Annotated in this window: 13 protein-coding genes; 11 read left to right on the plus strand and 2 right to left on the minus strand. The window is 38.9% G+C overall.

All coding sequences use genetic code 11. From position 1 onward, the window contains the following. Positions 1-41: 41 nt before the first annotated feature. The 3 genes from C9J51_RS02695 to C9J51_RS02705 all read left to right on the plus strand — a co-directional run bounded on the left by C9J51_RS02695 (position 42) and on the right by C9J51_RS02705 (position 3,788). Positions 42-788, plus strand: coding sequence for a carbohydrate-binding family 9-like protein (locus C9J51_RS02695; RefSeq protein WP_045039785.1), 747 nt, complete (start codon positions 42-44; stop codon positions 786-788). Positions 789-1,050: 262 nt separating this feature from the next. Then, the gene (locus C9J51_RS02700) at positions 1,051-2,658 is read left to right on the plus strand and encodes an NAD(P)/FAD-dependent oxidoreductase (RefSeq protein ID WP_045039786.1); all 1,608 of its coding nucleotides are present in this window, start codon (positions 1,051-1,053) and stop codon (positions 2,656-2,658) included. 452 nt (positions 2,659-3,110) lie between these two features. Next, a complete protein-coding gene (locus C9J51_RS02705) occupies positions 3,111-3,788 on the plus strand; it encodes a YoaK family protein (protein ID WP_045035410.1) in 678 nt (225 codons plus the stop codon). Between the two features lie 77 nt (positions 3,789-3,865). On the opposite strand, the gene C9J51_RS02710 is transcribed toward C9J51_RS02705, so the two are convergent. Next, the gene (locus tag C9J51_RS02710; protein WP_045039787.1) at positions 3,866-4,759 is read right to left on the minus strand and encodes a dihydrodipicolinate synthase family protein; all 894 of its coding nucleotides are present in this window, start codon (positions 4,757-4,759) and stop codon (positions 3,866-3,868) included. Positions 4,760-5,043: 284 nt separating this feature from the next. Between C9J51_RS02710 and C9J51_RS02715 the strand changes: the two genes are divergently transcribed. The 8 genes from C9J51_RS02715 to C9J51_RS02750 all read left to right on the plus strand — a co-directional run bounded on the left by C9J51_RS02715 (position 5,044) and on the right by C9J51_RS02750 (position 12,080). Beyond that, positions 5,044-5,913, plus strand: coding sequence for a MurR/RpiR family transcriptional regulator (locus C9J51_RS02715; RefSeq protein WP_045039788.1), 870 nt, complete (start codon positions 5,044-5,046; stop codon positions 5,911-5,913). Positions 5,914-6,177: 264 nt separating this feature from the next. Further along, positions 6,178-6,894, plus strand: a complete 717-nt coding sequence (locus C9J51_RS02720) for an N-acetylmannosamine-6-phosphate 2-epimerase (RefSeq protein WP_045035412.1) — start codon at positions 6,178-6,180, stop codon at positions 6,892-6,894. After that, entirely contained in the window at positions 6,891-7,787 is an 897-nt protein-coding gene (locus tag C9J51_RS02725) for an N-acetylmannosamine kinase (protein WP_045039789.1), read from the plus strand. The genes C9J51_RS02720 and C9J51_RS02725 overlap by 4 nt, the downstream gene beginning before the upstream one ends. Before the next feature lie 42 nt (positions 7,788-7,829). Continuing rightward, complete coding sequence (locus C9J51_RS02730) at positions 7,830-9,308, plus strand: sodium:solute symporter (RefSeq protein ID WP_045035414.1); 1,479 nt, start codon at positions 7,830-7,832, stop codon at positions 9,306-9,308. Between the two features lie 77 nt (positions 9,309-9,385). After that, positions 9,386-9,850 (plus strand): N-acetylneuraminate anomerase, encoded by a 465-nt coding sequence (gene nanQ, locus C9J51_RS02735; RefSeq protein ID WP_107274846.1) that lies wholly within the window; start codon positions 9,386-9,388, stop codon positions 9,848-9,850. Positions 9,851-9,883: 33 nt separating this feature from the next. Further along, positions 9,884-11,041, plus strand: coding sequence for an N-acetylneuraminate epimerase (locus C9J51_RS02740; RefSeq protein ID WP_107274847.1), 1,158 nt, complete (start codon positions 9,884-9,886; stop codon positions 11,039-11,041). Positions 11,042-11,198: 157 nt separating this feature from the next. Then, entirely contained in the window at positions 11,199-11,840 is a 642-nt protein-coding gene (locus C9J51_RS02745; RefSeq protein ID WP_107274848.1) for an HAD family hydrolase, read from the plus strand. Positions 11,841-11,861: 21 nt separating this feature from the next. Next, positions 11,862-12,080 carry a TIGR02450 family Trp-rich protein gene (locus C9J51_RS02750; protein ID WP_045035418.1) on the plus strand — a complete coding sequence of 73 codons (219 nt, stop codon included), beginning with the start codon at positions 11,862-11,864 and terminating at the stop codon, positions 12,078-12,080. Here C9J51_RS02750 and C9J51_RS02755 read toward each other — a convergent pair. Next, a complete protein-coding gene (locus C9J51_RS02755) occupies positions 12,077-12,553 on the minus strand; it encodes a methylated-DNA--[protein]-cysteine S-methyltransferase (protein ID WP_045035419.1) in 477 nt (158 codons plus the stop codon). The genes C9J51_RS02750 and C9J51_RS02755 overlap by 4 nt on opposite strands. Positions 12,554-12,572 lie beyond the last annotated feature (19 nt).

Here is a 12,572-nt window from a genome sequence, read left to right on the forward strand (position 1 = left end):
CATTGCAGATTAGTTGAAAAACGATAAATAAGGATATTGTAATGAATAAGTTAGTCATCATAGCTGCTGCTGTGACTGCGAGTATGACAAGCTATCATGTGGTTGCTGAAACAGTGACTCCAACAGTTGAACCAGTTACTGCGGTATATAACATTAATTATGCCAAGGTTGCCCCTGTTATTGATGGTATCGCTCATGATAATGAATGGAAATCAGCCCAAGCGTTAACCGATTTTACCTTTCCTTGGCGTGATACACCTGCACCCGCAACGGAGTTTAAGGCGGTGTGGAATGCAGATTCACTTTATTTTCAATACACAGTGACAGATGCAAATGTAGCGATTGGGACTGATCCTGAGCGAGCAATTTTAGATTCTGATCGGGTTGAAATTTTCTTAGCGAAAGATGCTAACTTATCCCGTTATTACACCATGGAAATTGATCCTAAAGCGCGGGTGTTTAGTGCTGAGGCGAGTTATGACATGGCTAATCAAAAACGCGCATCGTTAGACAGTCATTGGGCATGGAAAGGCTTAGAAACTAAAGCAAGTTTAACCGATAGTGGTTACATTGTTGAAGGTAAGTTGCCGCTACAAACATTGACTGATTTATCGTTATGGCAAAATAAGCAACAAACACAGTTGTTATGTGCATTAATGCGGGCTGAGTTCACGCAACAAGCCGATGGTAAGTTGGATATGGGCTGGATGGCATGGATCGATCCAAAAACACCAAAACCAAACTTCCATAATCCACAAACATTTGGTCGTTGTCAGTTAGTTAAATAATGCCCTTGAAGTAATATAGGTGATTAAAAAATAAGGTTTATGCTGATATTTATATCATATGGCATACGCCTTTTTTTCTTTTATGGGAATTTGCCTATTTTTTGTGGTGGTGTTTTCGATGGGAATATAATGCAAATATTGGGATAAACACTAAAGTCTGTGAGATAATACTTGGCTAAGGTATAAATCTGCCAACATCTGTGGCTAGGTTTATTCTCTCCGAGATATTTTTATTGCATTCCCAATCGAGTTAGTGGACTTAATGATACGTATTAATGAAGTTAAATTACCGTTAGATCATAGTGAAGTAGCTTTACATGATTTTGTCATCAACAAGTTATCGATAAATAAAGACCAACTAGTTGATATTCATGTCTTTAAACGTGGCTATGATGCCCGTAAAAAGAATGATATCTATCTGATTTATACTTTAGATATCACGTTAAAAGACGTTGATGAAGAGCAATTACTAACGACATTTGCTGACGATCATCAGGTGAAAAAATCACCAGATACTAGCTATAAATATGTTGCTCAAGCACCTAAAGATTTAACTGAACGTCCAATCGTGATTGGTATGGGTCCGTGTGGTTTATTTACGGGACTGATTCTCGCTCAAATGGGATTTAATCCTATTATTTTAGAGCGCGGAAAATCAGTACATGAGCGCGCGAAAGATACTTTCCGTTTTTGGCGTACGCGTGAGCTAAACACTGAATCAAATGTGCAATTTGGTGAAGGTGGTGCAGGTACGTTCTCTGATGGTAAATTATACAGCCAAGTGAAAGATCCACATTTCTTAGGTCTTAAAGTTAAACAAGAATTTGTTGCAGCAGGCGCACCAGCTGAAATTATTTATGTTAGCAAGCCTCACATTGGTACCTATAAATTGGTAACAATGGTTGAAAAAATGCGCAGTAAAATCATCGAACTTGGCGGCGAAATTCGTTTCGAAACTCGCGTTGAAGAAATCAATATTGATGATAACCAAGTTACTGGCGTGACATTATCAACCGGTGAAGTGATTCCATCAAAGCATGTTGCATTAGCCATTGGCCACAGTGCGCGTGACACCTTCAAGATGTTGCACGACAAAGGTGTTCATTTAGAGGCGCAATCATTCTCGGTTGGTTTCCGTATTGAACATAAACAAGCAATGATCGATGCAGCGCGTTTTGGTAAAAATGCAGGTCATCCATTATTAGGTGCTGCTGATTATAAACTGGTTCACCACTGTAAAAATGGTCGTTCTGTTTATAGCTTCTGTATGTGTCCTGGTGGCGTGGTTGTTGCCGCCACATCTGAGCTTGAGTCTGTTGTAACCAACGGCATGAGCCAATACTCACGTAGCGAGCGTAATGCTAACAGTGCGATTGTTGTCGGTATTTCACCTGAAGACTTTGCTAATGATCCAATGCAAGGTATTGCGCTACAACGTAAATTAGAGCGTAATGCTTATGTTCTTGGTGGCAGTAGCTATGACGCGCCAGCACAATGTGTAGGTGATTTCTTAGCAGGAAAAACTATCAGCCAAATGGGCGATGTTGAACCGTCTTATAAGCCCAATGTTAAGTTAACTGACTTAAGCAGCAGTTTGCCTGATTATGCGATTGAAGCGATTCGCGAAGCATTACCTGCGTTTAATAAAAAGATCAAAGGTTTCTCAAATGCCGATAGCATGCTAACGGGTGTTGAAACGCGTACATCTTCTCCAGTACAAATTAAACGTGGACAAGACTTCCAAAGCATTAATACTAAAGGTTTATATCCTGGTGGTGAAGGTGCAGGTTATGCGGGTGGTATTTTATCTGCGGGCATCGATGGTATCAAAGTTGCCGAAGCGATTGCGCTTGATATGTTAAATGCATAATTAGTTAAATTAAAGGTGTAATAACAGCAAATCAGCACAATGTTATTGCACCTTTTATTGTTATTCCTCATGAGCCCTTGGCGGTTATTTTCTGGTTTTTGTTCTGCTTTTTTTCTCCCTCCATTTCTTGTTCATTAAATGAAATAACGTCAGAATGTCGCATTAATATAAAGCGAATTCTTTATGTGTATTTTTTAATTGTTTGTTTTAAAAGTAAAAAATAACATATCTTAATTTTTTATTATTGATTGTTGTTATAAAAATCAAACAATATTGGGTTGTATTTTTATTTTTATTATGTGATTTGCATCACTAAACTGAAGTTGCTAGCTATGCTGAAATATTTGGTTACAATAGCGCTCAGCAAGGGTAAATAGCCTCTTTTGATTAATAGAGTGCTAAGGGTTTACTGATAGTCATAATATGGAAATATAGTCGGATATACATAGTAAATGTTAAATGAAAGGCGGTTCTTTTTATCATTAATGCCATATTTGTTATTGTTTATTGCTGGTACTGTTGATTCGGTTGGGTTTTTACATCTAAAGAATGGCGTGTTTGCTTCTTTCATGAGTGGTAACTCGACCCATATGGGAATGGTATTAAGTTATCATGACTACCCACGTGCTGCTGTTTATATTGCAATTTTGAGCATTTTTATTATCGGTTCCATGTCAGGTGAATTAATTGCCTTGTCGGGACGTCGGTTCTATCGTGGCGTGGTGATGGCATCGGTATCGGTTGTGCTGATATTCGCCATTATTATGGAGTCTTATCTACCTTTTTTAGCGATTAATTTTATTCTATGTTATGCCATGGGAATGCAAAATATCGCGTTACGATTGACGATTGAAAAATCAATTCCACTAACGTATGCCACTGGGTATTTAGTTAATATCGGTCGGTTATTGGCATTGGCAATTGTTGGGCAAGGTGATCGTAAACGGTTGATACAATACCTTTGTTTATGGGGTTCTTTGATTTCAGGTGCAATGAATGGCGGGCTTATAATGCAAACAATTCCCCAATATTCATTATTACCAGCATTGGCATTAACCTCGTTTATAGCAATCACTTTGTTTTATATTGAATATAGCCATCGCTCGACACCAATGGATACTGAGTTGTAATTATACGTATCAATTCACACTGTAAATAATAAAAAGCCAGCAATTATTTGCTGGCTTCTTTATATGAGAAAAAACGGTTAAGACGCTAAAATAGCATCACGCATTTTGCACATCACATCTTGTTTTTGTTCTGCTGTTAATGTGCGTAATGGTAGGCGAGGGTTGCCTGCATCAATATCATGTAGCATCATGGCAGTTTTACCTGCCGCGACACCGCCGTATTCAACTAAGACACGAATAAGTGCAATCACATTGTCCATTTTATTGATCACGGTTTGATGATCGCCTTTAGCAAAAGCATCCATCATGTCGTGATAAAGTGGCGCTGCATAATTATAAGTACTGCCGACAGCGCTAATTGCACCTACCGCTAATGCACCAGGGAAATGCTCATCAACACCCCATGGCACATCAAACTTACTATCACAAACGCGTAAACAACGTTGGTATTCATATAAATTAACGCTGTTAAATTTAACGCCATATAAATTAGGGATCACTTTATCAGCAGTGATTAAGAATTGTTCCATATCAACCGTTACGCCACTCATCTCTGAGTGATAGTAATAGAATCCTTTTGATGGTGCTGCTTCGGCAATTGTTTTGCAGTAATTAACTAAATCGGTAACATTATTTGGTTTAAAGAAGCAAGGACCAATGGCAGAGGTCGCATAGATATCTAACTGATCAGCATGACGGGTTAATTCAAGTGTATCTGTAATGCTTAACGCACCTGTATGAATGATAAGTTTTAGTTGGCCTGCACTTGCCTGTACCCATCGCTCTGCAACCGCTTTACGTTCTGCTACTGAACAATGAATGCCTTCGCCTGTTGTGCCCAAAACATAAGCACCGACAATGTTGGTATCAATAAGATGCTTAGCAATAGCATCAATAGCGACATAGTCAATTTCACCGTTAGCTAGAAATGGCGTATGAGGGGCTGCAATTAAACCTGTTAGCTTTTCCATGTCTCAGATCCTTATTTGTGAAGTTTTACTTCTAAACTGCAATTATTTTGGAGTTGTATTATCATACGAAGTGAAATTTGGGTTTGCAATAAAAAAGAAACGACTTTGAGCGCTTTTAATAGAAACTGTGATCTATTGCTATTAATTGATTTTTGAAATTTATAAAATGTTTTTTAGCGCTATTTTAGATCGAAATGATGATTGGATTTGATTTTGGAGTAAAACTTCATAATGATAATACGATAAAGATCGTCACCTAAGCTGAAGAATGGCAAGGATAACGTATGAATGCAGCAACAGATGCAATTCAAGTGGGTAAAATTTTAGATACGTTAGGTAGTCTACGTGATAGCTTGACACCATCGGCACGTCGAATCGCTGATTATGTATTAGTACAACCTCAACGTGTGACTGAGCTTTCAATTGCAGAACTCGCTCAGCAAGCTACCGTTGGCGAAGCCAGTATTATTCGTTTTTGTCGGGCACTTAATTTTAAAGGTTTTCAAGATCTTAAAATGAAATTAGCGATTGAGGTTGCAACACCTCATGATACTGAAAAACACATGCTTGATACTGAATTAACCGCAGATGATGATGCTGAGCATATCGGTCGAAAGTTACAACAGACGATCAATAATGTATTAGGTGAAACATTAAATTTATTAGATTTTTCTAAATTAGAAGCGGTGGCTCGCGCTTTGCAGCAACAAAAACGGATTTATTTTTTTGGCGTGGGATCCTCTGGCATCACCGCAGAAGATGCGAAAAATAAACTCATGAGGATTGGATTTGATGTCGATGCGTTAACTAATAATCATTTTATGTATATGAAAGCTGCATTATTAAACCGTGATGATGTTGCGATTGGTATTAGTCATTCCGGAACGTCAAAAGAAACCATTAAAGCGTTAGCATTGGCCAAAGAGTGTGGCGCAACTACTGTGGCGCTGACGCATAATCCATTATCTCCGTTGGCTGAATTGTCTGATTATGTATTAATTAATGGTAATAGACAGGGGCAACTGCAAGGTGACTCTATTGGCACTAAAATAACACAACTGTTTGTATTAGACATGCTTTATACATTGCTGGTTCGTGACAATCCTCAACATACACGGCAGCAGAAGTATAAAACAACCCAAGCGCTAGATTAAAATTTTACCAGAAATACCATTAGGCCACATTCAAATGTGGCCTTTTTTTATGGGTGCAATATAGCCTTGTTGGTTGTTCATTAAACATTAATCGCAATTGATTGATTATTTTTTAACTGTGATTTACATCGTGATTTTGGCGTTATTTTAGGCAAAGAGTGTGCAATATCTCTCTATTTAAAAAGTTCATTATTGCGTCACTCCAACGATAGCGACATGATGGAGTCAAACTTCATAACGTTGATATTTTTGGAGCTAACGATCATGGTTAAGCGTTCACAAACACTTCTTGCTCATATAAATAATGGTTTTATCTCTTCTTGCCAGCCTGTTGATGATAGCCCAATGGATCAGCCTCAGATTGTATCGGCAATGGCGCAATCATCAGTTTTAGGGGGCGCTGCGGGTTTACGTATTGAAGGTATTGCAAATTTACAAGCAATACGTCCTCATGTTGATGTGCCTATCATCGGTATTATTAAGCGAGATTTGACGGATTCAGCAGTAAGAATTACACCTTTTGTACAAGATGTTGCTGATCTTGCGGCTGCTGGGGCTGACATTATTGCGATTGATGGTACGCAACGTCAGCGTCCTGAAACGGTTGAAAATTTGATTAATGCTATTCATCAACACGGGTGTTTAGCAATGGCGGATTGTGCGACCTTGGCTGATGGTGATATGTGTCATCAACTAGGGGCTGACATTATTGGTTCGACATTATCAGGTTATACCGACGGTGAGATACCGACAGAGCCTGATTTAGAACTGGTGATGGCTTTACATCAACGTGGTTATTTTGTGATGGCAGAAGGGCGTTATAACTCACCAGCGTTAGCGGCCCAAGCAATGACTGCTGGGGCAAATTGCGTTACGGTTGGTTCTGCAATCACCCGTATTGAGTATATCTGCCAATGGTTTAAAGAAGCGGTAAATACCGCCGCAACCACAGATGAATTATCCCTTAAGGATATCGCATGAGTATTTGTTTAGCGGTTGATATTGGTGGCACAAAAATAGCAGCAGCATTAGTTGATAGTGCGACCAATCAGATTGTTGACCGTCATCAAATCGTAACCCCTAAGTCGCAACAACCAGCGGTATTTTCCGCAGCATTAGCCTCTTTATTAACGCCGTTTATCGCGCAGGCTGATTTTGTAGCGATTGCCTCAACAGGGATCATTAATAACGGGATTTTAACAGCATTAAATCCCGCGAATTTAGGCGGCTTAAATCGCTTTGAATTAGTTGACGAGATTCAGCAGATTACAAAATTACCGACGTATGCAATGAACGATGCTCAAGCGGCGGCATGGTATGAATTTATTTCGTTAACCCCTAATAATAATACCCACAATATGTTGTTTATTACTATTTCTACCGGTATCGGTGGTGGATTAGTGTTGAATCAACAATTACAAACGGGCGCACGGGGTATTAGTGGTCATATTGGACATACTGTTGTTGATGCTAATGGTCCTGTGTGTGGTTGTGGTCGTCAAGGATGCATTGAAAAAGTGGCTTCAGGTACGGCGATCGGTGAGCTTGGTAGTGCCTTATTTAAGCGTCCATGTACTGGACAAGAGGTGTATCAACTGGCATTTGAAGGTAATAGTGAAGCGTTAAATATTATTCATTCTTCAGCCGCTGCGGTAGCGGAATTAATTGCCAATCTGACCATTACTTTAGATCTCGATACGGTCGTTATTGGCGGAAGTGTCGGTCTTGCGCCTCATTATTGTGATTATATTCAACAATATCTAAATGAAAAACCAGAATTTTATCGACCTTGTATTATTCCAGCCAAGTCGGGTGGGGATGCGGGGTTATTAGGTGCAGCTCATTGGTTTGCACGACAAGAAAGTCATACATAGAAATTAATTATCTTATCTCAACCCTAAATGGTGAGGCTTAATATGGAAATTCAAGCATTTGGTACAATAAATTACATTGTACTGTTCGCATATTTAATTGGTGTCATGTTAGTTGGTGTCTATTTTGCTCGTCGTCAGAAGACTGCGGATGATTATTTTAAAGCGGGTGGCCGTATACCGGGTTGGGCGGCGGGTATTAGTGTGTTTGCGACCACATTAAGTTCGATCACTTTTATGTCTATTCCGGCAAAGGCTTACACGTCTGATTGGACGTTCCTTGTTGGGCAATATTTAGCGATTCTTATTTTGCCTTTAGTGTTCTATTTCTATATTCCTTTTTTTAGAAAGCTTAATTTAACCTCAGTATATGAATATTTAGAGCGTCGTTTTGATATTAAAATGCGTTTATTTGCCAGTATATCCTTTATGCTATTTCATATCGGACGTATTGCGATTATTACTTATTTAACCGCGCTTGCATTAATGCCATTTGTGAATATTGACCCATTAACCATTGTCTTTTTAATTGGTGTGTTATGTATTGTATATACTTTTCTTGGTGGTATTGAAGGGGTTATTTGGACGGACGTTATTCAAGGTATTATGTTGTCAGTTGCTGCGGTATTGATCTTTATCACTATTTGTTTTCAAGTTGACGGTGGTGTAACTGAAGTGTTCCGTTTAAGTGCTGAACAAGATAAATACTTTCCAAGCTCAAGTTTTGAATGGAGTTGGACCAATAGTACTTTACCGGTATTAATTATTGGTTTCTTATTTGCTAATTTACAGCAATTTACTGCCAGCCAAGATGTCGTACAGCGTTATATCGTAACGGACTCTATTGAAGAAACGAAAAAAACCTTGATCACTAATGCTAAATTAGTCGCTTGTGTGCCAGTGTTCTTCTTTGCTATCGGTTCGGCGTTATATGCTTTTTATAGTCAAAATACACAATTGTTACCTGAGAATTTTAATACGGGCGGTATTCTGCCTTTCTACGTTATTTCTCAAATGCCTGCTGGGATTGCAGGATTAATTATTGCCGCTATATTTGCTGCTTCACAATCTAGTATTTCAAGTAGCTTAAATAGTATTTCTGCTTGTTTCACCATAGATATCTATAATCGTTTTGGTAAAGAAAAGGATATACAGCAAAGTTTTAATACCGCACGAATTGTAACGGTTATTGCTGGTGTCTTAGGTGTTGCGGCTTCTGTTTATTTAATTAAAAGTAATGAAAGCCAAATATGGGATGCATTTAATAGTTTATTAGGGCTAATGGGTGGCCCAATGACTGGTTTATTTATGCTGGGTATCTTTGTTCGTCGAGCCAATGCAAATAGTGCTTTATGTGGGGTTATTGCAGCAGTGATTGCTGTGTTGATTGTACGTGGCTTTACTGACCTGAATTTCTTCTTCTACGGTGTTATTGGTACGTTAATGGTTGTGGTCGTCGGTTTTATTACTGCACCATTATTTAAAAATAAATCAGCTGAAGAATTAGCGTTAGTTACTGAATAATATTAATTCGGTTAAAAATAAACTTAAAATAAAGCGGGGAAGATGGATGCTTTTCCGCTTTTCAAAAGGATAAAAAAATGATTTTTGGTGAAATTAAACAACCGTTACATGCATTACCCGCCGCTTTTCAACAAGCGATAAATTTCATAAACACCCAAGATCTAGCACTGTTAGAGAATGGTCGCTATGAGATAGATGGTGATCGTATTTTTGCTAATGTAATGAGTTTTGAAACCCAAGCAGCAGAACATAAACAAGGTGAAGTACATCAACAATATATTGATTTTCAGTATTTAATCAGCGGAGAAGAGCGGATAGATGTTTCACTTAATTTAACTGACTGTATTCCTGCAACTGATTATGATCATGACAATGATTTTGCGTTAGTTGAAACCATGCCTAACACCAGTTCTTTATTATTAAAGCCGGGTATGTTTTTAGTTATTTTTCCGCAGCAACCGCATAAACCAGGGTGTGTTATTACAACCCCGATGATGATTAAAAAAGTGGTGATTAAAATTCATCAACAATGTTTGGTGTGATTGTAATGATGATTAGCATTGATTGGAGATGGTATGAAAAAGTCATGTACTCGATTCGCAATGGTGTGTGCTTTCCTTTCTTTATCGACTAGCGTTACGGCACAACAATTGTGGCCTGATTTACCACAACCCATTAAAAATGGTATCAGTGCGCAAGCTGATAATATTGTTTATGTTGGTTTAGGTGCGGCGGGCCAGTCGTTTTATGCGATGAATACGGCAAGTAGTCACCCTCAGTGGCAAAAGCTAGCGGATTTTATTGGCCCAACTACAGATCAAGCAACGGCGGCGGCAATTAACGGAAAGATCTATATTTTTTCTGGATCAGGCAAAGCTACCGTAACCGATAAATCCCCCATTATTTTTGATAGCGTCTATGTTTACGATATTAATAATAATACGTGGAGTAAACAAAACACCCGTACTCCAGTTGGGTTATTAGGGGCGGCGGCTTATCCTCTTAATCAAACCGAGATTGCTATTTTTGGTGGTTATAATAAGCCGCAGTTTGATCAATATTTGAGTGCTATTACAACCATAGATAAACAAGCCGATCCAAAAAAATGGCAACAAACCGTTACTGATTTTATGGAACGTGCACCTGAATCTTATCATTGGAATCAAGCTATTCAGATTTACCATACCGATAGCAATAGTTGGTCGACAAAAGGCACCAGCCCTTATTTAGCAAATTGTGGAGCGGCATTGGTTGGGGATAAAGATCGTATTACGCTAATCAGTGGTGAGATTAAACCCGGCTTACGCACCCCAATAGTTAAAACAGTGACCATTAAAGGGGATGACGTTAATTGGCAATCACTTGCACCTTTACCAGATGCTGCTAATGGCCAATTACAAGAAGGTGTTGCTGGCGCTTATGCAGGGACAAATCAAGGTTCATTGATTGTCGCTGGTGGTGCGAATTTTGTTGGTGCAAGGGCAAAAGCCGAGCAAGGTCATTGGTTTGCCCATGATGGTTTACGTAAACATTGGAGTGACGATATTTATACTTACCATGGTGATAAATGGGTGTTAGCGTCTACAAAATTACCGCAAGGGTTAGCCTATGGCGCGTCTTTTTCTACGCCAGCAGGGGTATTAATGGTCGGGGGAGAAAATGCTAAGGGCCAACCACAAGCGAAAGTGTATCTGTTACGTTATGAGCAATCGGATGTGCGTATTATCGATTGATCTGGTTATAACCGTCACCTCAAGCTACTGTTTTATAAAGTAGCTTGAGGTACAAAATAAGACGTGATCGTACTCGCTGAATTAAACGTCAATAATTGCCACCAAGTGCATATGTTCATACACTGTTACTATTGCTTTATTGATGATGGAGAATGGCATGTCTACCCCAATCCCTTGCAATATGATCAGTGGTGTTATTTTTGATTTAGATAACACTCTGGTAAGTTCAGCATTAGATTTTGATTGGTTACGCCAACAATTAAGCTGTGCCGCAAATATCGATTTGTTGCAATATATTGCTGATATTCCCGATGTAACTCACCGTAAACAGCTTGAAGAGAAAGTGATTGAGCATGAGTTAGCGGATGCGCGTCAATCAACGATTATGCCCGAATGTGAAAATTTACTGTCATATCTACGCCAACAAAAAATCCCTACTGCTGTTGTAACACGTAATTGCGCTCAAGCGGCAAAGCTGAAGATTGATCACCATCAATTACAATTTGATCGCATTGTTTCACGTGAAGAATTTCCGCCTAAACCTGCTCCTGATGCGCTACTTGATATTGCTAAACAATGGCAATTAGTACCGCAAAATATACTCTATGTTGGTGATTATATTTATGATTTACAAGCGGCTTTTCGCGCGAATATGCCATCATGTTTAGTGACCAATGGTGACGATGTCCGTTTTACTAACCAAGCATCAATAGTGGTTCAACAACTCGATGGCTTGACGGATATTCTACGTGAGCAAACATGTATGTTACAGCGAGAGCATGATAGTGTGGAAGTCTAGTCTTCAGTTAGGTAATTAATTATGGCTAATCCAGTAAACTCAAAAGCGTTACTTCATAGTAAATGGACGAAAGTGGTTGTGGATCACAAAGAAAAACATTTTGAGATAGTCACCGTATTATTTAATGATAATCAGCAAATTGAAAAATGTGTTATTCAAGCCGTAATGACAAATAAACTGTATGACATTGATTGGCATGATTTAAAAAATGACCAAGTATGGATCATTGGTTGGAATTAAGCATGCTCTTGTTCTAATGCGAGCAGGGTTTGTTTTTTATCTAGCCCGCCTGCGTAACCGGTTAATTTGCCATTTTTACCAATAACTCGGTGGCATGGAATGACGATTGATAACGGATTTTTACTGTTTGCCATTCCAACCGCTTGGCAGGCTTTAATATTACCAATTGATATAGCGAGTTGTTGATAACTCCAACATACACCATATGGGATTGTGCTTAACGATTGCCATACACGTTGCTGAAAATCAGTACCTTTAGGTGCTAATGGCAAATCAAATTGTTGGCGAGTCCCTGCAAAATATTGTTGTAATTGCCGTTCACACTCAATCAATAATGGGTGTTGTGGCATAGCGGTTGCTGTTTCAGGTTGCGGTGTTTGATGTTGATAAAGAATGGCTGTTAATGCCTCGTCAGAAGCATATAAGGTTAAACTCCCTAAAGGGGTTTCTATAGTGTGGTAGTAATTAGACATGATAAAAACCTGCGCGCTA

The organism is Photobacterium iliopiscarium (genome assembly GCF_003026395.1).
Classification (GTDB): Bacteria; Pseudomonadota; Gammaproteobacteria; order Enterobacterales; family Vibrionaceae; genus Photobacterium; species Photobacterium iliopiscarium.

What these genes read in the sequence shown, in the direction of transcription:
- C9J51_RS02700 (WP_045039786.1), top strand. Translation starts at nt 1,051, where the DNA reads ATGATACGTATTAATGAAGTTAAATTACCGTTAGATCATAGTGAAGTA.
- C9J51_RS02705 (WP_045035410.1), top strand. Translation starts at nt 3,111, where the DNA reads ATGTTAAATGAAAGGCGGTTCTTTTTATCATTAATGCCATATTTGTTA.
- C9J51_RS02740 (WP_107274847.1), top strand. Translation starts at nt 9,884, where the DNA reads ATGAAAAAGTCATGTACTCGATTCGCAATGGTGTGTGCTTTCCTTTCT.
- C9J51_RS02710 (WP_045039787.1), bottom strand. Translation starts at nt 4,759, where the DNA reads ATGGAAAAGCTAACAGGTTTAATTGCAGCCCCTCATACGCCATTTCTA.
- C9J51_RS02695 (WP_045039785.1), top strand. Translation starts at nt 42, where the DNA reads ATGAATAAGTTAGTCATCATAGCTGCTGCTGTGACTGCGAGTATGACA.
- C9J51_RS02730 (WP_045035414.1), top strand. Translation starts at nt 7,830, where the DNA reads ATGGAAATTCAAGCATTTGGTACAATAAATTACATTGTACTGTTCGCA.
- C9J51_RS02750 (WP_045035418.1), top strand. Translation starts at nt 11,862, where the DNA reads ATGGCTAATCCAGTAAACTCAAAAGCGTTACTTCATAGTAAATGGACG.
- C9J51_RS02745 (WP_107274848.1), top strand. Translation starts at nt 11,199, where the DNA reads ATGTCTACCCCAATCCCTTGCAATATGATCAGTGGTGTTATTTTTGAT.
- C9J51_RS02755 (WP_045035419.1), bottom strand. Translation starts at nt 12,553, where the DNA reads ATGTCTAATTACTACCACACTATAGAAACCCCTTTAGGGAGTTTAACC.
- C9J51_RS02715 (WP_045039788.1), top strand. Translation starts at nt 5,044, where the DNA reads ATGAATGCAGCAACAGATGCAATTCAAGTGGGTAAAATTTTAGATACG.
- C9J51_RS02725 (WP_045039789.1), top strand. Translation starts at nt 6,891, where the DNA reads ATGAGTATTTGTTTAGCGGTTGATATTGGTGGCACAAAAATAGCAGCA.
- nanQ (WP_107274846.1), top strand. Translation starts at nt 9,386, where the DNA reads ATGATTTTTGGTGAAATTAAACAACCGTTACATGCATTACCCGCCGCT.
- C9J51_RS02720 (WP_045035412.1), top strand. Translation starts at nt 6,178, where the DNA reads ATGGTTAAGCGTTCACAAACACTTCTTGCTCATATAAATAATGGTTTT.